Raw genomic sequence first — 23,621 nt, forward strand, 5'->3', positions numbered from 1 at the left:
TCACTTCGTCGTTGCCTTCTTGGCCGGAGCCTTTTTGGCAGGGGCCTTCTTGGCCGGTGCCTTCTTCGCGGCCGCCTTCTGGGCGGACGCCGCCGCCGGAGCGGCCGAGGCTGCCGACGACACCGACTCCGGCACCGTCTTCTGGTCCTCGGGCTCGCCCAGCCGGTCCACGCCGAACCGCAGCGCGGCCGCGTACGTGTCGTCCGGGTCGAGCCGGCGCAGCTCCTCCGCGATCAGCTCGGACGTCTCGCGGCGCTTGAGCGCGACCGCGCGGTCCGGCTGGCCCTGGATGGAGAGCGTGGCGAGGGTGCCGTCGGCCCGGTCGAGGACGATCGGGCCGCAGGTGGACTCCAGGCGTACGCCGGTGAGCCCGGGCCCCGCCGACAGGCTGCGCCGCACCGGGACGTCGAGCCGGTCCGCGAGCCACATCGCGAGCAGCTCGCAGCTCGGGTTGAACTCCTCGCCCTCGACCTCGACCGAGGTGACGTCGCAGGTCACCTGGTCGAGCGCGGCGGCCAGCATCGAGCGCCACGGCGTGATCCGGGTCCACGACAGATCGGTGTCCCCGGGGGCGTAGGACTCGGCCCTGGCCTCCAGCTCGTGAACCGGCTGCTCGGCCGCGTACGTGTCCGTGACGCGGCGCTGGGCCAGGGCGCCCAGCGGGTCGTTCGCGGGGTCCAGCGGCGCGTCCACGGGCCACCACACCACCGTCGGGGCGTCCGGCAGCAGCAGCGGCAGGACGACCGACTGGGCGTGGTTGATGACCTCGCCGTACAGGCGCAGGACGACGGTCTCGCCGGTGCCCGCCTCGGCGCCCACGCGAACCTCGGCGTCGAGCCGGGACTTCGTACGGTCGCGAGGGGAGCGCGAGACGCGCTTGATGACCACGAGGGTGCGCGAGGGGTGCTCGCGCGAGGCCTCGTTGGCGGCCTTCAGGGCGTCGTAGGCGTTCTCCTCGTCGGTGACGATGACGAGGGTCAGCACCATGCCGACGGCGGGGGTGCCGATCGCCCGGCGCCCCTTCACGAGGGCCTTGTTGATCTTGCTGGACGTGGTGTCCGTCAGGTCGATCTTCATGGGCGCCGCCAGCTCCGTCCGTCTCGTGCGAGCATTTCGTCCGCCTCGGCGGGCCCCCACGTGCCGGACGGGTACTGCGCGGGCTTGCCGTGCTTGTCCCAGTAGCCCTCGATCGGGTCGAGGATGTTCCAGGACAGCTCGACCTCCTCCGTGCGCGGGAAGAGGTTGGCGTCGCCCAACAGGACGTCCAGGATGAGCCGTTCGTACGCCTCGGGGCTCGACTCGGTGAAGGACTCGCCGTAGGCGAAGTCCATCGAGACGTCCCGGATCTCCATCGACGTGCCCGGCACCTTCGAGCCGAAGCGGACCGTGATGCCCTCGTCCGGCTGGACGCGGATCACGATCGCGTTCTGCCCCAGCTCCTCCGTCGCCGTGTGGTCGAAGGGGGAGTGCGGCGCCCGCTGGAAGACGACGGCGATCTCGGTGACGCGACGCCCAAGACGCTTACCGGTCCGCAGATAGAAGGGCACGCCCGCCCAACGGCGGTTGTCCACCTCCAACTTGACGGCCGCGTAGGTGTCGGTCTTCGACTTCGGGTCGATGCCGTCTTCCTGGAGGTAGCCGACGGCCTTCTCGCCGCCCTGCCACCCGGCCGCGTACTGCGCGAACACCGTGTCCTTGCCGATGTCCTTCGGCAGCTTCACGGCGCCCAGCACCTTGGCCTTCTCGGCGACGAGCGCGTCCGCGTCGAAGGAGGCGGGCTCCTCCATGGCGGTCAGCGCCATCAGCTGGAGCAGGTGGTTCTGGATGACGTCACGGGCGGCGCCGATGCCGTCGTAGTAGCCGGCGCGGCCGCCGATGCCGATGTCCTCGGCCATCGTGATCTGGATGTGGTCGACGTACGACCGGTTCCAGATCGGCTCGAACATCTGGTTGGCGAAGCGCAGCGCCAGGATGTTCTGGACGGTCTCCTTGCCGAGGTAGTGGTCGATCCGGAACACCTGGTCCGGGTCGAACACCTCGTGCACGATCGCGTTGAGGTCCTGGGCGGAGGCGAGGTCGTGGCCGAAGGGCTTCTCGATGACGGCGCGCCGCCAGGAGCCGTCGGGCGCGTCCGCGAGGCCGTGCTTCTTCAGCTGCTGGACCACGTTCGGGAAGAACTTGGGGGGTACGGAGAGGTAGAACGCGAAGTTGCCGCCCGTGCCCTGCGACTTGTCCAGGTCGTTGATGGTCGACTTGAGGTTCTCGAACGCGTCGTCGTCGTCGAAGTTGCCCTGGACGAAGCGCATCCCCTGGATGAGCTGCTGCCAGACCTCCTCGCGAAACGGCGTGCGCGCGTGCTGCTTGACCGCGTCGTGCACTTCCTGCGCGAAGTCCTCGTCCTGCCACTCGCGACGGGCGAACCCGATGAGCGAGAAGCCGGGCGGGAGGAGACCCCGGTTCGCCAGGTCGTAAACAGCGGGCATCAGCTTCTTACGTGACAAATCGCCCGTAACGCCGAAAATCACCAGGCCCGACGGCCCCGCGATGCGCGGGAGCCGTCGGTCGGCGGCGTCACGGAGCGGATTGTTGTTCGCTCCGTGTGCGGTCAAGGGATCAGCCCTCCGAGGGGGCGAGGCGCTTGAGCTCCGCCTCGGTCGACTTCAGCAGGTCGTTCCAGGCCGCCTCGAACTTCTCGACGCCCTCGTCCTCCAGGAGCTGCACGACCTCGTCGTACGAGATCCCCAGCTTCTCGACGGCCTCGATCTCCTTGCGGGACTGGTCGTACGTGCCCGCGATCGTGTTGCCGGTGATCTGGCCGTGGTCGGCCGTCGCCTCCAGGGTGGCCTCCGGCATGGTGTTCACCGTGCCGGGAGCGACCAGGTCGTCGACGTACAGGGTGTCCTTGTACGCCTTGTCCTTGACGCCGGTCGAGGCCCACAGCGGACGCTGCTTGTTGGCCTGCGCCTTGTCGAGCGCGGCCCAGCGGTCGCTGCCGAACACCTCTTCGTACGCCTCGTAGGCGAGCCGGGCGTTGGCGAGGGCGGCCTTGCCGCGCGCCGCCTTGGCGTCGTCCGTGCCGAGGGCGTCGATCCGCTTGTCGATCTCGGCGTCCACGCGGGACACGAAGAACGAGGCGACCGAGTGGATCGTCGACAGGTCCAGGCCCTTGGCCTTCGCCTTCTCCAGGCCGGCGAGGTAGGCGTCCATGACCTCGCGGTAGCGCTCGAGGGAGAAGATCAGCGTGACGTTGACGCTGATGCCGTTGCCGATCGTCTCGGTGATCGCGGGCAGGCCCGCCTTGGTCGCCGGGATCTTGATCAGCGTGTTCGGCCGGTCCACCAGCCACGCGAGCTGGCGGGCCTCGGCGACCGTCGCCTTGGTGTTGTGCGCCAGGCGCGGGTCGACCTCGATCGACACGCGGCCGTCCTGGCCGCCCGTCGCGTCGAAGTCCGGGCGCAGGATGTCGGCGGCGTCACGGACGTCCGCCGTCGTGATCATGCGGATCGCCTCTTCGACGGTGACCTTGCGGGCGGCGAGGTCGGCGAGCTGCTGCTCGTAACCGTCACCGCTGGAGATCGCCTTCTGGAAGATCGACGGGTTGGTGGTGACGCCCACGACGTGCTGCTCGTCGATCAGTTCGGCGAGGTTGCCGGACGTGATCCGCTTGCGCGACAGGTCGTCCAGCCAGATCGCGACGCCTTCTTCGGAGAGGCGCTTGAGTGCGTCTGTCATGGAAATTGCATCTCCTACAGGTCGTGTATGGGCGTCAGCGCTTGGCCGCGGCGAGAGATTCCTTGGCCTTGGCTGCCACGTTCTCCGCGGTGAAGCCGAACTCCTTGAAGAGGACCTTGCCGTCGGCGGACGCGCCGAAGTGCTCCAGCGAAACGATGCGACCGGCGTCACCGACGAAGCGGTGCCAGGTCAGACCGATCCCGGCCTCGACGGCGACGCGCGCCTTCACGGCGGGCGGCAGGACGCTGTCCCGGTACCCCTGCTCCTGCTCGTCGAACCACTCGACACACGGCATCGAGACGACGCGGGTGGCGATGCCCTCGGCCTCCAGCTGCTCGCGGGCCTCGACGGCCACGTGCACCTCGGAGCCGGTGGCGATCAGGATCAGGTCCGGCGTGGCCTTGGAGGCCTCGACGAGGACGTAGCCGCCCTTGACGGTGTCCTCGTTGGCCTCGTACGTCGGCACACCCTGGCGGGTCAGCGACAGGCCGTGCGGGTGCGAGACCTCGTACTCCTTCTTGCCGCGCTTGAGGATCTCGCGCCAGGCGATCGCCGTCTCGTTGGCGTCCGCGGGGCGGACGACGTTGAGGCCGGGGATGGCGCGCAGCGACGCGAGGTGCTCGACGGGCTGGTGCGTCGGGCCGTCCTCACCGAGACCGACGGAGTCGTGCGTCCACACGTAGGTGACGGGCAGCGACATGAGGGCCGACAGGCGCACGGCGTTGCGCATGTAGTCGGAGAACACCAGGAAGGTGCCGCCGTAGATGCGCGTGTGGCCGTGCAGCGCGATGCCGTTCATCTCCGCGGCCATCGAGTGCTCACGGATACCGAAGTGGATCGTGCGGCCGTACGGGTCGGCCTCCGGCAGCGGGTTCCCGGCGGGCAGGAATGACGACGTCTTGTCGATCGTCGTGTTGTTCGAGCCCGCGAGGTCGGCGGAGCCGCCCCACAGCTCGGGGATCACAGCGCCGAGCGCCTGCAGCACCTTGCCGGAGGCGGCACGGGTGGCGACGCCCTTGCCGGTCTCGAAGACAGGGAGCTTCTCCTCCCAGCCGGCCGGCAGCTCGCCCGCGTTGATGCGGTCGAACTCGGCGGCCCGCTCCGGGTTGGCGTTGCGCCACTCGGCGAGCTGCTTGCTCCACTCGGCCTTCGCCTGCGCGCCGCGCTCCAGGGCGCCGCGCGTGTGGCTGATGACCTCGTCGGAGACCTCGAAGGACTTCTCCGGGTCGAAGCCGAGGACGCGCTTGGTGGCGGCCACCTCGTCGTCGCCGAGCGCCGAGCCGTGCGCGGCCTCGGTGTTCTGCGCGTTCGGGGCGGGCCAGGCGATGATCGAGCGCAGGGCGATGAAGGACGGCTTGTCCGTCACGGCCTTGGCGGCCTCGATGGCGTTGTGGACGGCCTCGGGGTCGAGGTCGCCGTCGGCCTTCGGCTCGACGCGCTGGACGTGCCAGCCGTAGGCCTCGTAGCGCTTGCAGGTGTCCTCGGAGACCGCGGTCTCGGTGTCGCCCTCGATCGAGATGTGGTTGTCGTCCCACAGCAGGATCAGGTTGCCGAGCTGCTGGTGCCCGGCCATGGACGACGCCTCGGAGGAGATGCCCTCCTGAAGGCAGCCGTCACCGGCGATCGCGTAGATGTAGTGGTCGAAGGGGCTCTCGCCCGCAGCGGCCTCGGGGTCGAACAGGCCGCGCTCGTAGCGGGCGGCCATGGCCATGCCCACCGCGTTGGCGACACCCTGGCCGAGCGGCCCCGTGGTGGTCTCCACACCGGTGGTGTGCCCGTACTCCGGGTGGCCCGGCGTCTTGGAGCCCCAGGTACGGAACGCCTTCAGGTCGTCCAGCTCCAGGCCGAAGCCGGCCAGGTAGAGCTGGATGTAAAGGGTCAGGGACGAGTGACCCGCGGACAGGACGAAACGGTCCCGCCCGACCCAGTCGGCGTCCGCCGGGTCGTGCCGCATCACCTTCTGGAAGAGGGTGTACGCGGCCGGGGCCAGGCTCATCGCCGTACCGGGATGGCCGTTGCCGACCTTCTGTACGGCGTCGGCGGCCAGGACGCGAGCGGTGTCCACGGCCCGCTGGTCCACATCGGTCCACTCGAAGTCTGTGGTGGTCGGCTTGGTGCTCACCCTGGGTCAGGGCTCCTCTCCACATGTCTCATGCCGGTGACGTCTGTCACCAGCCGTTGTCGAGCCTACCCTCGCTTGAACGTGCTTTTTTTCGAGTCATTCCAGACTGCCGGGAGTCTGTCGGATCCGCCTCCTGACGCGGATCGACGCGCTTTCGACACGTGAATACGCGGCCGCTCAGATGGGGGCTCATCCGTGGTCGGAATTGCTCATCCGGAGAGGCCTCCAATGAGGGGCTCGAAGGGGCGTTACGGCATGCGGGCCAACACGACCCACCCCCACGAAGGGCTGGGTATGGGCAACGTCTAGAGTGGCGTGGTACGCGCGAGCCTTTACCGGGACTTCACATCAAGTGGTCCGCATCGGGGGCTCGCTGGAGTCTCTGTCAGGGGTGTGCGTGACGGCCGTCGAATCCCGTCCACCGGGAGCGCTCGGGACGAGCAACACGAGCAGCAGCCGGGGTCAGCGGCCGTTCGGGGCCCGAGTCAAGGCATTCGTGGCGCTGACCAAGCCGCGAATTATCGAACTGCTTCTCATCACCACGGTTCCGGTGATGTTTCTTGCCGAACAGGGTGTGCCCGACCTTCGGCTCGTGCTGATCACCTGCCTCGGCGGTTACCTTTCCGCGGGCGGTGCCAACGCCCTGAACATGTGGTACGACCGCGATATCGACGCCCTCATGGAGCGCACGTCGCAGCGTCCGCTGGTCACCGGCATGGTCAGCCCGAACGAGTGCCTGGCGTTCGGTATCGCCCTCGCGGTGATCTCGACGCTGCTGTTCGGCTTCGCGGTGAACTGGCTGTCCGCCTGGCTGTCCCTGGGCGCACTGCTCTTCTACGTAGTCGTCTACACGATGATCCTGAAGCGTCGTACGGCGCAGAACATCGTGTGGGGCGGCATCGCGGGCTGTCTGCCCGTCCTCATCGGCTGGTCGTCGGTCACGAACTCCATGTCGTGGGCGCCGGTCATCCTCTTCGGGGTCATGTTCTTCTGGACGCCGCCGCACTACTGGCCGCTCTCCATGAAGGTGAAGGACGACTACGCGCGCGCGGGCGTTCCGATGCTTCCGGTCCTCGCCTCCAACAAGGTCGTGGCCAGGCAGATCGTCGCCTACAGCTGGGTGATGGTGGCGGTCTCGCTGCTGCTCCAGCCGCTCGGCTACACGGGCTGGTTCTACACGGCGGTCGCGCTGCTCGCCGGCGGGTTCTGGCTGTGGGAGGCGCACGGTCTGCAGAACCGCGCCAAGGCCGAGGTCACGGGCGGGAAGCTCAAGGAGATGCGGCTGTTCCACTGGTCCATCACCTATGTGTCGCTGGTGTTCGTGGCGATCGCGGTGGATCCGTTCCTGCGCTGAACTTCATAAGAAGTCCTCGATAAGTGGGGTGCGTGGCCCAGGCCACGCACCCCACTTATCGCTTGTTTGACTACTCGTCGGTAGCATCCTGTCCATGGCAGAGACTCAGACGATTGAGGCGCCCCGCAAGGCAGCCAAGGACGAGCGCCGGGCGGCCAAGCTGGCCCAGCAGATCGGCGCGTTCGCCAAGGCGCACGGCGGTGCCGAGGGACAGCTCGCGTACATCGGTGAGCACGGCACGCGCATCGTGCTCGTCGGCGAGGACGGCGGCTGGGGCGACCTGGTGGCGTCGACGTACGAGGTCGCGCAGAAGGCCGTCGAGAAGGCGGGCATCACCGTCCACGAGGACTTCGACGGCGACTTCGCCGCCAAGGTCGAGACGGGCCCGTACGAATGGAAGCGGATGGCGGGCATCCAGCTCGGCGGCTGAATCGGGCGTTTGTGCGGCTCCGATGTCGAGCAACACCAAACACCCGTTCACCCGTTAGGACTGTAGGAGCACGGTCCACATACGGGGAGCCCGGATGATCGAAACGCCGTCCCTCGTGGATCAGTACTGCCATGGGGTGCTGCGTACGGAGCTGGGCCTCGGGACTTTCGAGGCCCACCTCGGCCGGGGTGAGGGGCCGCCCGCTCCCGGCACCACCTTCTTCGACACCCAGACCGGGTTCGCGGTGCGCCGCTGGTGCCCGCCGCTGCTCGGTCTGGAACCCCACTGTCCGCCCGCCCGCTATCTGGCCAGGCGCCGCGAGCTGGGCGTCGTCGAGGCGGGGCGCAGGCTGCTGCGCGGCAGCGGCATCACCACATATCTCGTGGACACGGGTCTCGCCGACGATCTGACCGGGCCCGCCGAGCTGGCCTCCGCAGCCCTGAGCGAGGCCCACGAGATCGTCCGCCTCGAACTCCTCGCGGAGCAGGTCGCGGACACCTCGGGGACCGTCGACTCCTTCCTCGCCAACCTCGCCGAATCGGTGCACGCCGCGTCCTCCGGCGCGGTCGCCTTCACCTCGGTCGCCGGCGTACGCCACGGGCTCGCGCTCGAGCCGCAGCCGCCGGGACCCGGCGAGGTGCGCGACGCGGCGGGGCGGTGGCTGGCGGGGCGGCAGGTCGGCGGCGCCCTCAGGGACCCGGTGCTGCTGCGGCACCTGCTGTGGGTCGCGGTCGCATCGGGGCGCCCGCTGCAACTGCGCTGGGGGGACCTCGACCACACGGATCCGGTGGCGCTCGCCGAGTTCGCCCGCGCCACGGCGGGGCTCGGCACGGACGTGGTGCTGCTGCACGGCTACCCGTACCACCGCCACGCGGCGCATCTGGCGGGCGTCTTCCCGCACGTCTACGCGGACCTGGGTCCTGCGCTCGCCCGTACGGGGGCGCGGGCGGCGGGGCTGCTCGCGGAGTTCCTGGAGCTGGCGCCGTTCGGGAAGCTGCTGTTCTCGACCGGGGCGCAGGGGCTGCCCGAGCTGCATGTCGTGGGCGCGCGGCTGTTCCGGCAGGCGCTCGGGCGGGTGCTCGGGGAGTGGGTCGCCGACGGGGCGTGGTCGCTGAGCGACGCGCAGCGGGTCGCCGGGATGATCGCGTCGGGGACGGCGCGGAGGGTGTACGGGCTCGGAGCTGCCTGAGCGTTCCCGAACCCGTACGGGGGCGTCAGACCGCCGAGAGTTCCTGGCCCGGCTTCGACAGGAGATCCGGCTCCGGCACCGGGCGTTCGCGCAGCGAGAGCACCACGCGCACCACCCCGATCCACACCAGCGCCGAGCCCAGCATGTGCAGGCCGACCAGGATCTCCGGCAGGTCCGTGAAGTACTGGACGTAGCCGATGACGCCCTGCGCGAGCAGGATCAGGAACAGGTCGCGGGTGCGGTGCAGCGGGCCCTTGGGGGCGTCGACCGCCTTCAGGACGAACCACAGAGCGAAGGTCAGCGTCACCACGATCCAGGCCAGGACCGCGTGCACCTTCGCGACCGTCTCCCAGTCCAGCGGCATCCGGTGGACGTCGCTGGAGTCGCCCGCGTGCGGGCCCGCGCCGGTCACCACCGTGCCGACGAGGATCAGCAGCGCCGCCGCCGCGACCAGGGCCCAGACCAGCTGCTTGATGGCCTTGCCGACCAGCGGGCGCGGCTCGGAGTCGCCCTCACGGGTGCGCTGCCACATCACGACGGCGACCGTGAGCAGGGTGGTGGTCAGGACGAAGTGGGCCGCCACCGTGTACGGGTTGAGGCCGACCAGGACGACGATGCCGCCGAGCACCGCGTTGCCCATCACGATCCAGAACTGGGCCCAGCCGAGCCGGGTCACCGTGCGCCGCCACGGCTTCTGCGAGCGGGCGGCGATGATCGCCCAGCCGACCGCGGCGCACAGCACGTAGGTGAGCATGCGGTTGCCGAACTCGATGGCTCCGTGGAAGCCCATCTCGCTCGTCGCGGTCAGCGACTGGTCGGTGCACTTGGGCCAGGTCGGGCAGCCGAGGCCCGAGCCGGTCAGGCGCACGGCGCCGCCGGTGCAGACGATGAGCACCGTCATGACGACGGCGGACATGGCCGCGCGCTGGACGGTCCGCTGAGTGGGAGTCCAGTACTCGGCGATGAAGGCGAGCGGATTGCGCAGCGCCCGCGCGGCGTCGGTGGGGGTCAGCTTTGGCACGGGCCCATCGTAGGCGGCCGCTTGTGCACGGCTTCACGAGGGGGACGTAACTGGGCCATCTGTGACGCAAGTTACGCTCCCGCGGGCCTGCCGCGCGCTCACTCCCAGCGGAAGAAGCGCCCCGCCGCGCCCAGCCCCACGACCGCCCAGACGGCCAGGATCCCCAGGTCGCCCCACGGCATCGCCGCACCGTGCTGCAGCACGTCCCGCAGGCCGTCGGAGAGCGCCGAGATGGGCAGCAGGCCGAGGACCGACTGGGCCGCGTCGGGGAACTTGTCGAGCGGCACGATGACGCCGCCGCCGACCAGGAGGAGCAGAAAGACGAGGTTCGCCGCGGCCAGCGTGGCCTCCGCCTTGAGCGTGCCCGCCATCAGGAGACCGAGGCCGGAGAACGCCGCCGTGCCGAGCACCAGGAGGAGGAGAACGGCGAACGGGTTCCCGTGCGGGGACCAGCCGAGCGCGAACGCGATGACCGTGAGGAGGACGACCTGGAGCACCTCGGTGACCAGAACCGAGAGCGTCTTCGCCGTCATCAGCCCCCAGCGCGGCAGCGGCGAGGCGCCGAGCCGCTTGAGGACGCCGTAGCGCCGCTCGAAGCCGGTGGCGATGGCCTGGCCGGTGAAGGCCGTGGACATCACGGCCAGCGCCAGGATGCCGGGGGCGAGGAAGTCGACGGCCTTGCCGGAACCCGTGTCGACGATGTCGACCGCCGAGAACAGCACGAGCAGCAGCGTCGGGATGACGACCGTGAGCAGCAGCTGTTCGCCGTTGCGCAGCAGCATCTTCGTCTCGAGCGCGGCCTGGGTCGCGATCATGCGGGGGAGCGGGGCGGCTCCGGGGCTCGGTGCGTACGTACCGGTGCCGCGCTGGGTCTCGGTGGCGCTCATCGGCGCAGCTCCATTCGTGCTCATCAGCGCAGTTCCCGCCCGGTCATTTCCAGGAATACGTCTTCGAGGGTGTGCCGCTCGACGGAGATCTTCTCCGGCATCACGCCGTGCTGGGCGCACCAGGAGGTGACCGTCGCGAGGAGCTGGGGGTCGACCTTGCCGCTGACGCGGTAGGAGCCGGGGGTGAGCTCGACGGCCGCGGCGTCGGCGGGCAGGGCCTTGAGGAGCGAGGCCACGTCGAGCCCAGGACGCCCGGAGAAGCGGAGCGTGTTCTCGGCGCCGCCCTTGCACAGCTGCTCGGGGGAGCCCTGCGTGATGACCTTGCCGGCGTCGACGATCGCCACGTCGTCGGCGAGCTGCTCCGCCTCGTCCATGTAGTGCGTGGTGAGGATGACGGAGACGCCGTCGGCGCGCAGGTCCCGCACCAGGTCCCAGGTGGCGTGCCGGGCCTGCGGGTCGAGGCCCGCGGTCGGCTCGTCGAGGAAGACGAGCTCGGGCCGGCCCACGACGGCCATGGCGAGCGCGAGCCGCTGCTGCTGGCCGCCGGACAGGCGCCGGTAGGTGGTGCGGCCGCAGCTGCCGAGTCCCAGGCGCTCGATGAGGGCGTCCACATCGAGCGGACGGGCGTGCAGCTTGGCGATGTGGCGGAGCATTTCGTCGGCGCGGGCGCCGGAGTAGACGCCGCCGGACTGCAGCATGACGCCGATCCGGGGGCGCAGCGCGGAGGCCTGCTTGACCGGGTCGAGGCCGAGGACCCGGACGGTGCCGGAGTCCGGCCTGCGGTAGCCCTCGCAGGTCTCGATCGTGGTGGTCTTGCCCGCGCCGTTGGGGCCGAGGACGGCCGTGATGCCGGGGGCCGCCGTGAGGTCGAGGCCGTCGACCGCGGTCTTGGATCCGTACCGCTTCACCAGACCGGTGATGTGGACGACTGGCTCACTTCGCATGGTGGGCAAGTCTAGGGACGCGGCGCGGCTCCCGGACGCGCGGGGCGCAAGAAGGCCGCGGACCGGTCAAACGGCGGCGGGGCGGTGCGCGGGCAGCCACTTCTCCGCGTAGGCCACGGCGTCCGCGAGCGGGAAGAAGCGGGCCTCGGCGGCGCCGACGCGGCCGCGGACGACCGGGGCGTCGCGCTCGAAGGCGGCGCCCAGCTCGTCGAACCGGTCGGAGTCGATAGCCACCTCGCGCACGTGTTCCCAGCCGTGGGGCCCCGGCCGCCCGGCGTCCTCGTGGCCGCCCGGGACGCGGTACTCGGCCAGGTGGAAGCCCGTACACGCCTCGTATTCGGCGCCCAGGAGCAGCACGCGCGCGTGCAGCTCCTCCAGGCGTGCCAGCGGGCTGTGCTCGCCGAGCCGGCAGTCGACCGCGTGCCCCTCGGTCACCGTGGCGGCGCACGGTCCGAGCGCCGCGAAGGACGTCTGCGGGTGCGCGCTGCGCAGGGCCCCCGGCCAGGTCCGTACGGCCTCCGGGACGACGCCGACGCCCCGCGTGGGTGTGCTCGCCGGGTCGTACGCGGGCATGGTCGCCCGGATCGTCTCCCACCACGCGCGCGGGACCGGCGGGCGGCTCCACTCGGCCGGGTCCGAGATGTCCGCGGACTGCGTCGGTACGACGAGGGTGCCCTCGGTACCGAGCGCGTCGAGGAGGGCGCGGACGACCGCGACGGCTCCGCCGTTCACCCAGCCGAGGCTGCTGAGGGAGGTGTGGACGAGGAGGGTGTCGCCCGATCGGACGCCGAGCGCCCTCAGATCCGCCGTGAGGGACGCCTGCGTGACGAGTGGGCCGGTCGGGAGGGGTGTGGGCATGGAGAGAGTGTCCTCGCGGGGGCGTCCGGGCGCCACGGAATTAGTCGGCGTGGGCCTTTCCCGCATGAGCGTCCCGCTTTCCCGCATGACCGTTCCGATAGGCGGTCCGACCTGCGTTCCGATCGATCAAAGATCGTTTCCGCAGGTCACGGCACGTAATGACTTAGGTTTACCTAAGTGATGTACGGCACCGAGCGGCGATCACCGCCGCGCTTGTCAGGGTCTGAGGAATTACGCAACAATGGCGTTGTGAAAAACGTTGGCGAGGTCCCTGAGGAGCTCACGACCGGGGAGCGGTCCACCCGCAACCGTGTCGCGCGCTCCATCCTGGACCACGGCCCGTCCACCGTCGCCGAGCTGGCAGCGCGCCTCGGCCTCACCCAGGCCGCCGTACGCCGCCACCTCGACGCACTGGGAGCGGACAAGGTCGTGGAGCCCAGGGACCAGCGTGTCTACGGGGCCCGCACCCGCGGTCGCCCCGCCAAGGTGTTCGCGCTGACCGACTGCGGCCGGGACGCCTTCGACCAGTCCTACGACAAGCTCGCCGCGGAAGCGCTCCGCTGGATCAAGGAGCAGGCCGGCGGCGACGAGGCGCTCGTCTCCTTCGCCCGCGCACGGATCGCCGCACAGGCCGGTCCCTACAAGGCGGCGATCGAGGCGGCAGCCCCCGAAGAGCGCGCCCAGGCCCTGGCGAGGGCCTTGAGCGCGGACGGGTACGCTGCTACGGCGCGTAGCGCACCGGTCGGTGAGCAGCTCTGCCAGCACCACTGCCCAGTCGCCCACGTGGCCGAGCAGTTCCCGCAGCTGTGCGAGGCGGAGACGGAAATGTTCTCCCAGCTGCTCGGTACTCACGTACAGCGACTGGCCACCATCGCCCATGGCGACGGGGTCTGCACGACGTTCATCCCCAAGAACACCCCCAACACGACCACCAACGCATCTGCAAGCACGGCCGGGAGGAACCCCGCATGACTCTCCCCATCGAGGAGACTGCCCACCCTGAGCTCGACGGCCTGGGCAAGTACGAATACGGCTGGGCGGACTCGGACGCGGCCGGCGCCTCTGCCAAGCGCGGTATCAACGAGGACGTCGTCAAGGACATCTCCGCCAAGAAGTCCGAGCCGGAGTGGATGACCAAGCTCCGTCTCAAGGGCCTGAAGCTGTTCGGCAAGAAGCCCATGCCGAACTGGGGCTCGGACCTGTCGGGCATCGACTTCGACAACATCAAGTACTTCGTGCGCTCCACGGAGAAGCAGGCGGAGTCCTGGGAGGACCTGCCCGAGGACATCAAGAACACGTACGACAAGCTCGGCATCCCCGAGGCGGAGAAGCAGCGCCTCGTCGCCGGTGTCGCGGCCCAGTACGAGTCCGAGGTCGTGTACCACCAGATCCGTGAGGACCTGGAGGAGCAGGGTGTCATCTTCATGGACACCGACACGGCCCTCAAGGAGCACCCGGAGCTCTTCAAGGAGTACTTCGGCACCGTCATCCCGGTCGGCGACAACAAGTTCGCGTCGCTGAACACCGCCGTGTGGTCGGGTGGCTCCTTCATCTACGTGCCGAAGGGCGTGCACGTCGAGATCCCGCTCCAGGCCTACTTCCGTATCAACACGGAGAACATGGGCCAGTTCGAGCGGACGCTGATCATCGTCGACGAGGACGCCTACGTCCACTACGTCGAGGGCTGCACCGCGCCGATCTACAAGTCGGACTCGCTGCACTCCGCGGTCGTCGAGATCATCGTCAAGAAGGGCGCCCGCTGCCGCTACACGACCATCCAGAACTGGTCGAACAACGTCTACAACCTGGTCACCAAGCGCGCCGTGGCGTACGAGGGCGCGACCATGGAGTGGATCGACGGCAACATCGGCTCCAAGGTCACCATGAAGTACCCGGCCGTCTACCTGATGGGCGAGCACGCCAAGGGTGAGACGCTGTCCATCGCCTTCGCGGGCGAGGGCCAGCACCAGGACGCCGGTTCCAAGATGGTCCACATGGCGCCGAACACGTCGTCCAACATCGTCTCGAAGTCCGTGGCGCGCGGCGGCGGTCGTACGTCGTACCGCGGTCTCGTCGAGATCGGTGAGGGCGCCCACGGCTCGAAGTCCAACGTGCTGTGCGACGCGCTGCTCGTCGACACGATCTCGCGCTCCGACACGTACCCGTACGTCGACGTCCGCGAGGACGACGTGTCCATGGGCCACGAGGCGACCGTCTCCCGTGTCTCCGAGGACCAGCTCTTCTACCTGATGAGCCGAGGCATGAGCGAGTTCGAGGCCATGGCGATGATCGTGCGCGGCTTCGTCGAGCCGATCGCCAAGGAGCTGCCCATGGAGTACGCGCTCGAGCTCAACCGGCTGATCGAGCTCCAGATGGAGGGCGCGGTCGGTTAAGACCCCTTCAGGGTCGCCAACTGCCGCTCCCATCAAGCCACTTACGTACGTAACGAAAGCGAGCACTACGACAGCCATGGCTGAGGCTCAGAACATCCCGGCGGGGTCGACGACCACCGGAAACATCGCGGTCGCCGCCGAGTCGACCGTCGCCACGCGCATGAGCGCGCCCCCCTCCTACGACGTGCAGGACTTCGCGGTCCCGCACGGCCGTGAGGAGGAGTGGCGGTTCACGCCGCTGGAGCGGCTGCGCGGGCTGCACGACGGCACCGCCACCGCGACCGGCACCGGCGTGAAGGTCGACGTCCAGGCCCCGGCCGGCGTCACCGTCGAGTCGGTCGGCCGCGACGACGCCCGCGTCGGCAAGGCCGGCAAGCCCGTCGACCGGGTCGCCGCTCAGGCGTACTCCGCGTTCGAGCAGGCGTCGGTCGTCTCCGTGCCCAAGGAGACCGTCCTCGACGAGCCGATCCGGATCGCCGTGCACGGCGAGGGCGGCGTCGCCTACGGCCACCAGGTCATCGAGCTGGGTGCCTTCGCCGAGGCCGTCGTCGTCATCGACCACACCGGTGACGCGGTGCTCGCCGCCAACGTCGACTTCCTGCTCGGCGACGGCGCGAAGCTGACCGTCGTATCCGTGCAGGACTGGGACGACAAGGCCGTGCACGTGGCGCAGCACAACGCGCTCGTCGGCCGCGACGCCTCCTTCAAGTCGGTCGTCGTCACCTTTGGTGGCGACGTCGTCCGCCTGCACCCGCGCGTGAACTACGCGTCCACGGGCGGCGAGGCCGAGCTCTTCGGCCTGTACTTCACGGACGCGGGCCAGCACCAGGAGCACCGCCTCCTGGTCGACCACGCCACCCCGCACTGCAAGTCCAACGTCGTCTACAAGGGCGCGCTCCAGGGCGACAACGCGCACGCCGTGTGGATCGGTGACGTCCTCATCGAGGCCGCCGCCGAGGGCACGGACACGTACGAGCTGAACCGCAACCTGGTCCTCACGGACGGCGCGCGGGTCGACTCGGTGCCGAACCTCGAGATCGAGACCGGCGAGATCGTCGGCGCGGGCCACGCCTCGGCGACCGGCCGCTTCGACGACGAGCAGCTCTTCTACCTGATGGCCCGCGGCATCCCGGCCGACGAGGCGCGCCGCCTCGTGGTCGGCGGCTTCTTCGCCGAACTGGTCCAGCAGATCGGTGTCCCGGACATCGAGGAGCGTCTGCTCGAGAAGATCGCGGCCGAGCTGGAGGCCACGGTCTGATGGCCTTCGTACGCGCCTGTGACCTCAGCGAGCTGGAGAGCGACACCCCCATGCGGGTCGAGCTCGACGGCACGCCGGTCTCGGTCGTCCGCACCGAGGGCGAGGTGTTCGCGATCAACGACATCTGCTCGCACGCGAACGTCTCGCTCTCCGAGGGCGAGGTGGAGGACTGCCAGATCGAGTGCTGGCTGCACGGCTCCGCCTTCGACCTGCGCACCGGCAAGCCGTCCGGCCTTCCCGCCACGCGCCCCGTCCCCGTTTACCCCGTACAGATCGAAGGGGGCAACGTCCTCGTCGACGTCACCGCCTCCCTCACCCAGGAGTCCTGAGACACCCATGGCTACGCTTGAAATCCGAGACCTGCACGTCACCGTCGAGGCCGACAACGCCACGAAGGAGATCCTCAAGGGCGTCGACCTCACCGTGAAGCAGGGCGAGACGCACGCCATCATGGGCCCGAACGGCTCCGGCAAGTCGACCCTCGCCTACTCCATCGCGGGTCACCCCAAGTACACGATCACGCAGGGCACCGTCACCCTCGACGGCGAGGACGTCCTCGAGATGTCCGTCGACGAGCGCGCCCGCGCCGGCATGTTCCTCGCCATGCAGTACCCGGTCGAGGTCCCCGGCGTCTCCGTCTCCAACTTCCTGCGCTCCTCGGCCACCGCGATCCGCGGCGAGGCCCCGAAGCTGCGCACGTGGGTGAAGGAGGTCAAGGGCGCGATGGAGACCCTCCAGATGGACCCGGCCTTCGCCGAGCGCAACGTGAACGAGGGATTCTCCGGCGGTGAGAAGAAGCGCCACGAGATCCTCCAGATGGAGCTCCTCAAGCCGAAGATCGCGATCCTCGACGAGACCGACTCCGGCCTCGACGTCGACGCCCTGCGCCAGGTCTCGGACGGCGTCAACCGCGTCCGTGAGACCGGCGAGGTCGGCACGCTGCTGATCACGCACTACACGCGCATCCTGCGCTACATCAAGCCGGACTTCGTGCACGTCTTCTCGGCGGGCCGCATCGTCGAGTCCGGCGGCCCCGAGCTGGCCGACACCCTCGAGGCCGAGGGCTACGAGAAGTACACGAAGGGTGGCGTATCTGCGTGACACAGCTGCCGGGCCTCCTTGATACAGAGGCGATCCGCAAGGACTTCCCGATCCTCGACCGGGTGCTTCACGATGACAAGAAGCTCGTGTACCTGGACAACGCGGCGACCTCGCAGACGCCGCGCCAGGTCCTCGACGCCATCGACGAGTACTACACACAGCACAACGCGAACGTCCACCGTGGCGTCCACGTGCTCGCCGAGGAGGCCACGGCGCTGTACGAGGGCGCGCGCGACAAGGTCGCCGCGTTCATCAACGCGCCGAGCCGCGACGAGGTCGTCTTCACGAAGAACGCCTCGGAGTCGCTCAACCTCGTTGCCAACATGCTGGGTTGGGCCGACGAGCCGTACAAGGTCGATCACGAGACCGAGATCGTGATCACGGAGATGGAGCACCACTCCAACATCGTTCCGTGGCAGTTGCTCGCGCAGCGCACCGGCGCGAAGCTGAAGTGGTTCGGTCTGACGGACGACGGCCGTCTCGACCTGAGCAACATCAACGAGATCATCACCGAGAAGACGAAGATCGTCTCCTTCGTGCTCGTGTCGAACATCCTCGGCACCCACAACCCGGTCGAGGCCATCGTGCGCCGCGCCCAGGAAGTCGGCGCCCTGGTCTGCATCGACGCCTCGCAGGCCGCGCCGCACATGCCGCTCGACGTGCAGGCGCTGCAGGCCGACTTCGTCGCCTTCACGGGCCACAAGATGTGCGGCCCGACCGGCATCGGCGTGCTCTGGGGCCGGCAGGAACTCCTCGAGGACCTGCCGCCGTTCCTCGGTGGCGGCGAGATGATCGAGACCGTGTCGATGCACTCGTCGACCTACGCTCCGGCGCCGCACAAGTTCGAGGCCGGTACGCCGCCGATCTCGCAGGCCATCGCCCTCGGTGCGGCGATCGACTACCTGAACTCGATCGGCATGGACAAGATCCTCGCCCACGAGCACGCGCTGACCGAGTACGCGGTCAAGCGCCTCCAGGAAGTCCCCGACCTGAAGATCATCGGCCCCACCACGGCCGAGGATCGCGGCGCGGCGATCTCCTTCACGCTCGGCGACATCCACCCGCACGACGTGGGCCAGGTTCTCGACGAGCTGGGCATCGCGGTCCGGGTCGGCCACCACTGCGCGCGGCCGGTCTGCCTGCGGTACGGAATTCCTGCGACCACGCGAGCGTCGTTCTATCTGTACTCCACGCCCGGCGAGATCGACGCTCTGGTCGACGGCCTGGAGCACGTACGGAACTTCTTCGGTTAAGGGCTGGGGACAGTGAAGCTGGATTCGATGTACCAGGAAGTCATCCTGGACCACTACAAGCACCCGCACGGCCGGGGCTTGCGGGACGGCGACGCCGAGGTGCACCACGTCAACCCGACGTGCGGCGACGAGATCACGCTCCGCGTGAAGTACGACGGCGAGAAGATCGCGGACGTGTCGTACGAGGGTCAGGGCTGCTCCATCAGCCAGGCCTCGGCCTCCGTCCTCAACGACCTGCTGGTCGGCAAGGAACTGTCGGACGCGCGGAAGATCCAGGCGACGTTCCTGGAGCTGATGCAGTCCAAGGGGCAGCTGGAGCCGGACGACGACATGGAGGAGATCCTGGAGGACGCGGTCGCGTTCGCCGGTGTCTCCAAGTACCCGGCCCGAGTCAAGTGCGCCCTCCTGAGCTGGATGGCGTGGAAGGACGCGACGGCTCAAGCCTTCGCGGAGGAGGCGAAGACAGCATGAGTGACAGCACGGCAGTGGAGATGAAGCCGGCCTCCGAGGAGGAGGTCCGCGAGGCGCTGTACGACGTCGTCGACCCCGAGCTGGGCATCGACGTCGTCAACCTGGGCCTGATCTACGGCATCCACGTCGACGACGCGAACATCGCGACGATCGACATGACGCTGACGTCGGCGGCCTGTCCGCTCACCGACGTCATCGAGGACCAGGCGAAGTCCGCGACCGACGGCATCGTCAACGAGCTGCGGATCAACTGGGTCTGGATGCCGCCGTGGGGTCCGGACAAGATCACGGACGACGGCCGCGAGCAGCTCAGGGCGCTGGGCTTCAACGTGTGAGCTGATCAAGCCCCTCCGGCGATTGAAGAGCCGGGGCTCTGCCCCGGACCCCGCTCCTCAATCGCCGGAGGGGCTTTTTTGTCGGCACCGTTATGTACACTCGTACACATGGGATACGTGCTGCTGGCCGGCGCCATAGCCGCCGAGGTGGGGGCCACCACCGCCATGAAGTACAGCGAGGGGTTCAGCAGGCTCTGGCCCTCGCTGGTCACCGTCGCGGGCTACATCGTCGCGTTCGCGCTGCTCGCGCAGACGCTGAAGACCGTGCAGATCGGTACCGCCTACGCGATCTGGGCGGGCGCCGGCACCGCCGTCATCGCCGCGATCGGCATGCTGTTCCTGGGGGAGGGGCTGACGCTCGCCAAGGTCGGCGGGATCGTCCTCGTCATCGGCGGGGTCGTGCTGCTCAATCTGGGCGGGGCGCACTGATGGCGCCGCGCCGCTACGACCCCGAGCGCCGCCAGCGGATCATCGACGCCGCGATCCGGGTCGTCGGGTCGAAGGGGATCGGCGGGCTCAGCCACCGCACCGTCGCCCGCGAGGCCGACGTGCCGCTCGGCTCCACCACGTACCACTTCAAGACCCTGGACGAGCTGATGGTGGCCGCGCTGCGGCAGACCAATGAGGGCTTCGCGAAGGTCGTCGCGGCGCACGGCGGGCTCCAGGACCCCGGCAGCGACCTCCCGCACGAGCTCGCCGAGGTGCTCGGCGAGTGGCTGGCCGGGGACCGGGACGGCGTGGAGCTGGAGTACGAGCTGTATCTGGCGGCGCTGCGCAGGCCCGCCCTGCGGCCCGTCGCCGCCGAGTGGTGCGAGGAGCTCGCCGAGCTCGTCGCCCGGCGCACCGACCCGGTCACCGCGCGGGCGCTCGTCGCGCTGATGGACGGCATCTCGCTCCAAGTGCTGCTGACCGGCGGCGAGTACGACGCCGGGTACACGCGGGAGATGCTGGCGCGGCTGATTCGGTGACACAGGGGCGGTCGGGCGGCCGGCGCCCGGCACGTGAGACGGGGGCCAGGACCGGTTAGCCTCCGCGGGCCGGTGCCGATTAGGTTTGGGGCATGACCGACACCTCACCTTCCCCCGCAGGTCCCCGCTCCACCGGCGCCGTCGCCGCCGGCCTCGCCACCGTCACCACCGACGGCACCGTTCTCGACACCTGGTTCCCCGCGCCCGAGCTCGTCGCCGAGCCCGGCCCGGCCGGGACCGAGAAGCTCTCCGCCGAGAAGGCCGTGGAGCTGCTCGGTGAGGGCGCGGCGAAGGCGATCGGCCCCGACGCCCGCCGTGGCGTGGAGATCGTCGCGGTACGCACGGTCATCGGGTCCATCGACGACAAGCCGCTCGACGCGCACGACGTGTACCTGCGTCTGCACCTGCTCTCGCACCGCCTGGTCAAGCCGCACGGCGTGAACCTGGACGGCCAGTTCGCCTTCCTCGCCAACGTCGCCTGGACCTCGCTCGGCCCGGTCGCCGTCGACGACGTCGAGAAGGTGCGCCTGAACGCCCGCGCGGAGGGCCTGCACCTCTCCGTCACCTCGATCGACAAGTTCCCGCGCATGACGGACTACGTCGCCCCGAAGGGCGTGCGCATCGCCGACGCCGACCGCGTCCGCCTGGGTGCGCACCTCGCCGAGGGCACCACGGTCATGCACGAGGGCTTCGTGAACTTCAACGCCGGCACGCTCGGTACGTCGATGGTCGAGGGCCGCATCTCCGCCGGCGTCGTCGTCGGCGACGGCTCGGACATCGGCGGCGGCGCCTCCACCATGGGCACGCTCTCCGGTGGCGGCAACGTCCGCATCGTCATCGGCGAGCGCTGCCTCGTCGGCGCCGAGGCCGGCGTCGGCATCGCCCTCGGCGACGAGTGCGTCGTCGAGGCGGGTCTGTACGTCACGGCCGGCACCCGCGTCACGATGCCCGACGGCCAGGTCGTCAAGGCCCGCGAGCTCTCCGGCGCCTCCAACATCCTCTTCCGCCGCAACTCGGTGACGGGCACGGTCGAGGCCCGCCCGAACAACGCGGTGTGGGGCGGCCTCAACGAGGTGCTGCACAGCCACAACTGATCATCGACGGCCGTGACCTGCGGCAGCCGGTACAGGCGAGCGCCCTTCCGTGGTTCACGGGAGGGCGCTCGTGTGTCCGCACGCGTGTGTCCCCGGAGGGTGTCAGGCGGTCCGGCCGAGGTGGCGGCCGCGCAGGGCCTGGAGGGTGGCGCCCAGGGCCAGGGACTGGAGCAGGGCGCTCACGGCCAGGCCGATGGCGAGGAGCCAGACGGGGGCGTCCAGGCCCCCGACCGCGCCCATGATCCCCATCATGATGAGGGAGGTGGGGGCGGTGAGGAAGAAGGGCCAGACGCCGACGAAGCCGGGGTCCGAGGAGAAGAGCACGACACCGGCCGTGAACACGACGGACGCACCGACGAGTCCCAGGTAGATCGCCGACGCCGGGTTGGTGACGGTCAGGCGCAGAAGAGTGCGGGCGTTCATCGGTCTCCCCGTGGGTGCTGCAGCGGGTGCTGCCGTGCTCGGTCTCTCTCCATGGTCGCCCCGGGGCGCGACGTCGGCATGAGTATCCGTACCTGGTTCGGGGAGGCGGGGAGCTCACTGCTCGGTCTGCTCGGCCGGCTACACCCAGGGCTGCCATGTCTTGCTGCGTGCCATGTCAGTCAGTTGCTCCGTCGTGAGCGGGGGAGTGGCGGTGCTCGCGGGGCCCTTCTTTGCGTCGGCGGCGTTGGCGGTGGTCAGCACCACGCGGGTGCCGTCCTTGCGCAGCAGGTCGGCGGTGCGCTCCACGAGGTCGCCGTGGCGTTCCTGGTACGTGATCAGGACCGAGCCGTCGGAGAGGTTGCGGGCGGCGCAGCCGGACAGGGTGGCGTCGGACGCGGTCCGGGCGGCGCAGGAGTAGAACGTGCGCAGCTCGGCGCGGGTGGCGGGGCGTATGTTCTTGCCGTCGTTCTTGTTCTCCTCCTTGGCGCGCTGCGCCGCATCCGACTTGTCGGGTGCCGCCTTCCCGCTCTTGTCCTGCCGGCCGTCCGTGGAGCGGGCCGCCTTGCGGGCCGCATCCTTGGTGAGTCCGTCGGCGCCGGTCAGCTGGAAGTTGCCCTGCACGTCGACGGTGACCTCGGCGCCGTCCAGCAGCAGCCGGCCGCCCGCGGCGGGCCGTGCCTGGTCGTCGTTACCGTCCCACCAGTGGGCTCCCGTCGCCTCGCCCTCCGGCAGCAGGTCGCGCAGCTCGGTGACGGCCTCCTTCCCGGTCAGCGCCGTCTTGCCCGGCGGCGCCCCCGTCGCGGCGGCGGCCGGCGCGAACTCGGGGATGGTCACACCGCCCGCCTGGGCCGGTGCCCGGTTCGGGGCGCCCCAGGACACGACCACCACCGCGGCCAGCGCGCTCGCGCAGGCCACGGTGCCCGCGCCCCACAGCGCCCTGCGGCGGGCGCGCATCCGTCGGCCCCGGGCCAGTCCACCGGCCACCAGGGTGTCGGTGGAGACGGGCGCATCTTCCGCGTAGCCGTCCAGGAGGGCACCGAGGCGGCGCTCGAACTCCGTTTCCTCGCCCGACAGTTGGTCTACCTGGTTCCTCACGTCCCCCTCGGCCCGGTGGTGTCCCGGCCGCTCCACTCGCTTCATGGCTGCTCCCTACCTACTTCCCCGTGAGGATGTCGTGCTGGCCCGCCAGGGTGCCGCGCAGGATCTTCAGCGCCCGCATGCTGCGGATGCGCACATTGCCCTCGCTCAGGCCCAGTTCGGCGGCGGTCTGGGCGACGCTGCGGTCCTCCCAGTAGCGCAGGACGACCACGGCCCGGTCCTGCGGCGGAAGCTGTGCCAGTGCGTTCACCAGCGTCAGCCGCAGGGCCGGGTCGCGAGCGCCCGACACTTGCTCCGGCAGCTCGCCCACCGGCTTCTCGTATGTCCGATGCAGCCGGACATACGAGAGGTAGGTGCGCATCAGCATCGCGCGCACATACGCCGGCGGGTGGTCGGCCTTGCGTACGCGCCGCCAGGACACGAACACCTTGCCCAGAGTCGTCTGCACCAGGTCCTCGGCGAGATGATGGTCCCCGCAGACCAGCAGCGCGGCCCGGAACAGGCTCGGGCTGACGGTCCGCATGAACTCCTCGATCTCCTCGGTCCGGTGCGCTGATCCGCGCATCTGTGTCCCCTCCCGACCGTGCGTACGCTCCACACTGATGACGCCTTGGCACGGCCGTCGCGTTACACCCTCAGGACGCCGAATTTCGCTGTGCTCGAACGCGATCGGGGCCTTCGGACCGGTCT

The 23,621-nt window shown here is 69.5% G+C and carries 25 protein-coding genes; 14 read left to right on the plus strand and 11 right to left on the minus strand.

Features of this window, described 5'->3' with window-relative positions; genetic code table 11:
- From opcA to tkt, 4 genes are read right to left on the minus strand one after another with little or no spacing between them, the layout of a single operon-like run.
- Nucleotides 1-1,077: a glucose-6-phosphate dehydrogenase assembly protein OpcA gene (gene opcA, locus OG746_RS31525; protein WP_266720877.1), complete on the minus strand. Its 1,077-nt coding sequence runs from the start codon at nucleotides 1,075-1,077 to the stop codon at nucleotides 1-3.
- The gene (gene zwf / locus OG746_RS31530) at nucleotides 1,074-2,609 is read right to left on the minus strand and encodes a glucose-6-phosphate dehydrogenase (protein WP_266720879.1); all 1,536 of its coding nucleotides are present in this window, start codon (nucleotides 2,607-2,609) and stop codon (nucleotides 1,074-1,076) included. The genes opcA and zwf overlap by 4 nt, the downstream gene beginning before the upstream one ends.
- Before the next feature lie 4 nt (nucleotides 2,610-2,613).
- The gene (tal, locus tag OG746_RS31535) at nucleotides 2,614-3,732 is read right to left on the minus strand and encodes a transaldolase (RefSeq protein WP_266720881.1); all 1,119 of its coding nucleotides are present in this window, start codon (nucleotides 3,730-3,732) and stop codon (nucleotides 2,614-2,616) included.
- Between the two features lie 34 nt (nucleotides 3,733-3,766).
- The gene (tkt, locus tag OG746_RS31540) at nucleotides 3,767-5,854 is read right to left on the minus strand and encodes a transketolase (RefSeq protein WP_266720883.1); all 2,088 of its coding nucleotides are present in this window, start codon (nucleotides 5,852-5,854) and stop codon (nucleotides 3,767-3,769) included.
- A 391-nt stretch (nucleotides 5,855-6,245) separates the two neighbouring features.
- On the opposite strand from tkt, the gene OG746_RS31545 reads away from it, so the two are divergent.
- The 3 genes from OG746_RS31545 to OG746_RS31555 all read left to right on the plus strand — a co-directional run bounded on the left by OG746_RS31545 (nucleotide 6,246) and on the right by OG746_RS31555 (nucleotide 8,827).
- Nucleotides 6,246-7,208: a heme o synthase gene (locus OG746_RS31545; protein ID WP_266725554.1), complete on the plus strand. Its 963-nt coding sequence runs from the start codon at nucleotides 6,246-6,248 to the stop codon at nucleotides 7,206-7,208.
- Nucleotides 7,209-7,302: 94 nt separating this feature from the next.
- Nucleotides 7,303-7,638 (plus strand): hypothetical protein, encoded by a 336-nt coding sequence (locus tag OG746_RS31550; protein ID WP_266720885.1) that lies wholly within the window; start codon nucleotides 7,303-7,305, stop codon nucleotides 7,636-7,638.
- A 94-nt stretch (nucleotides 7,639-7,732) separates the two neighbouring features.
- Nucleotides 7,733-8,827: an amidohydrolase family protein gene (locus OG746_RS31555; RefSeq protein WP_266720887.1), complete on the plus strand. Its 1,095-nt coding sequence runs from the start codon at nucleotides 7,733-7,735 to the stop codon at nucleotides 8,825-8,827.
- Between the two features lie 25 nt (nucleotides 8,828-8,852).
- Here the strand turns inward: OG746_RS31555 and OG746_RS31560 are convergent, their stop codons facing one another.
- The 4 genes from OG746_RS31560 to OG746_RS31575 form a co-directional block, all read right to left on the minus strand.
- A complete protein-coding gene (locus tag OG746_RS31560; RefSeq protein WP_266720889.1) occupies nucleotides 8,853-9,848 on the minus strand; it encodes a COX15/CtaA family protein in 996 nt (331 codons plus the stop codon).
- Nucleotides 9,849-9,946: 98 nt separating this feature from the next.
- The gene (locus OG746_RS31565; protein ID WP_266720891.1) at nucleotides 9,947-10,735 is read right to left on the minus strand and encodes an ABC transporter permease; all 789 of its coding nucleotides are present in this window, start codon (nucleotides 10,733-10,735) and stop codon (nucleotides 9,947-9,949) included.
- 23 nt (nucleotides 10,736-10,758) lie between these two features.
- Nucleotides 10,759-11,679 (minus strand): ABC transporter ATP-binding protein, encoded by a 921-nt coding sequence (locus tag OG746_RS31570; RefSeq protein ID WP_266720893.1) that lies wholly within the window; start codon nucleotides 11,677-11,679, stop codon nucleotides 10,759-10,761.
- 66 nt (nucleotides 11,680-11,745) lie between these two features.
- Complete coding sequence (locus OG746_RS31575; RefSeq protein WP_266720894.1) at nucleotides 11,746-12,537, minus strand: AAC(3) family N-acetyltransferase; 792 nt, start codon at nucleotides 12,535-12,537, stop codon at nucleotides 11,746-11,748.
- 249 nt (nucleotides 12,538-12,786) lie between these two features.
- Between OG746_RS31575 and OG746_RS31580 the strand changes: the two genes are divergently transcribed.
- From OG746_RS31580 to dapD, 11 genes are all read left to right on the plus strand, one after another.
- The gene (locus OG746_RS31580; RefSeq protein ID WP_266720896.1) at nucleotides 12,787-13,509 is read left to right on the plus strand and encodes a helix-turn-helix transcriptional regulator; all 723 of its coding nucleotides are present in this window, start codon (nucleotides 12,787-12,789) and stop codon (nucleotides 13,507-13,509) included.
- A complete protein-coding gene (gene sufB / locus OG746_RS31585) occupies nucleotides 13,506-14,930 on the plus strand; it encodes a Fe-S cluster assembly protein SufB (protein WP_266720897.1) in 1,425 nt (474 codons plus the stop codon). The genes OG746_RS31580 and sufB overlap by 4 nt, the downstream gene beginning before the upstream one ends.
- Before the next feature lie 76 nt (nucleotides 14,931-15,006).
- Nucleotides 15,007-16,188: a Fe-S cluster assembly protein SufD gene (sufD, locus tag OG746_RS31590; RefSeq protein ID WP_266720898.1), complete on the plus strand. Its 1,182-nt coding sequence runs from the start codon at nucleotides 15,007-15,009 to the stop codon at nucleotides 16,186-16,188.
- Nucleotides 16,188-16,517, plus strand: a complete 330-nt coding sequence (locus OG746_RS31595; protein ID WP_266720900.1) for a bifunctional 3-phenylpropionate/cinnamic acid dioxygenase ferredoxin subunit — start codon at nucleotides 16,188-16,190, stop codon at nucleotides 16,515-16,517. Before sufD ends, OG746_RS31595 begins: the two co-directional genes overlap by 1 nt.
- A gap of 7 nt (nucleotides 16,518-16,524) precedes the next feature.
- Nucleotides 16,525-17,289 (plus strand): Fe-S cluster assembly ATPase SufC, encoded by a 765-nt coding sequence (gene sufC, locus OG746_RS31600; RefSeq protein ID WP_266720902.1) that lies wholly within the window; start codon nucleotides 16,525-16,527, stop codon nucleotides 17,287-17,289.
- A complete protein-coding gene (locus OG746_RS31605) occupies nucleotides 17,286-18,542 on the plus strand; it encodes a cysteine desulfurase (RefSeq protein WP_266720904.1) in 1,257 nt (418 codons plus the stop codon). Before sufC ends, OG746_RS31605 begins: the two co-directional genes overlap by 4 nt.
- A gap of 12 nt (nucleotides 18,543-18,554) precedes the next feature.
- On the plus strand, nucleotides 18,555-19,013 hold the full coding sequence (sufU, locus tag OG746_RS31610; RefSeq protein WP_266720906.1) for a Fe-S cluster assembly sulfur transfer protein SufU: 459 nt from the start codon (nucleotides 18,555-18,557) through the stop codon (nucleotides 19,011-19,013).
- Nucleotides 19,010-19,348, plus strand: coding sequence for a metal-sulfur cluster assembly factor (locus OG746_RS31615; RefSeq protein ID WP_266720908.1), 339 nt, complete (start codon nucleotides 19,010-19,012; stop codon nucleotides 19,346-19,348). Before sufU ends, OG746_RS31615 begins: the two co-directional genes overlap by 4 nt.
- A 108-nt stretch (nucleotides 19,349-19,456) precedes the next feature.
- On the plus strand, nucleotides 19,457-19,777 hold the full coding sequence (locus OG746_RS31620; protein ID WP_266720910.1) for a DMT family transporter: 321 nt from the start codon (nucleotides 19,457-19,459) through the stop codon (nucleotides 19,775-19,777).
- Nucleotides 19,777-20,316, plus strand: coding sequence for a TetR/AcrR family transcriptional regulator (locus tag OG746_RS31625; RefSeq protein ID WP_266720912.1), 540 nt, complete (start codon nucleotides 19,777-19,779; stop codon nucleotides 20,314-20,316). The genes OG746_RS31620 and OG746_RS31625 overlap by 1 nt, the downstream gene beginning before the upstream one ends.
- A gap of 92 nt (nucleotides 20,317-20,408) precedes the next feature.
- Nucleotides 20,409-21,410: a 2,3,4,5-tetrahydropyridine-2,6-dicarboxylate N-succinyltransferase gene (gene dapD, locus OG746_RS31630; protein WP_266720914.1), complete on the plus strand. Its 1,002-nt coding sequence runs from the start codon at nucleotides 20,409-20,411 to the stop codon at nucleotides 21,408-21,410.
- Nucleotides 21,411-21,512: 102 nt separating this feature from the next.
- Here dapD and OG746_RS31635 read toward each other — a convergent pair whose 3' ends face one another.
- The 3 genes from OG746_RS31635 to OG746_RS31645 all read right to left on the minus strand — a co-directional run bounded on the left by OG746_RS31635 (nucleotide 21,513) and on the right by OG746_RS31645 (nucleotide 23,496).
- The gene (locus OG746_RS31635) at nucleotides 21,513-21,833 is read right to left on the minus strand and encodes an SCO4225 family membrane protein (protein WP_266720916.1); all 321 of its coding nucleotides are present in this window, start codon (nucleotides 21,831-21,833) and stop codon (nucleotides 21,513-21,515) included.
- Between the two features lie 138 nt (nucleotides 21,834-21,971).
- Nucleotides 21,972-22,973, minus strand: a complete 1,002-nt coding sequence (locus tag OG746_RS31640; RefSeq protein ID WP_266720918.1) for a hypothetical protein — start codon at nucleotides 22,971-22,973, stop codon at nucleotides 21,972-21,974.
- 13 nt (nucleotides 22,974-22,986) lie between these two features.
- Nucleotides 22,987-23,496 carry a SigE family RNA polymerase sigma factor gene (locus tag OG746_RS31645; protein WP_266720920.1) on the minus strand — a complete coding sequence of 170 codons (510 nt, stop codon included), beginning with the start codon at nucleotides 23,494-23,496 and terminating at the stop codon, nucleotides 22,987-22,989.
- Between the last annotated feature and the right edge of the window lie 125 nt (nucleotides 23,497-23,621).

This window comes from Streptomyces sp. NBC_01016, from assembly GCF_026341035.1.
GTDB lineage: Bacteria > Actinomycetota > Actinomycetes > Streptomycetales > Streptomycetaceae > Streptomyces.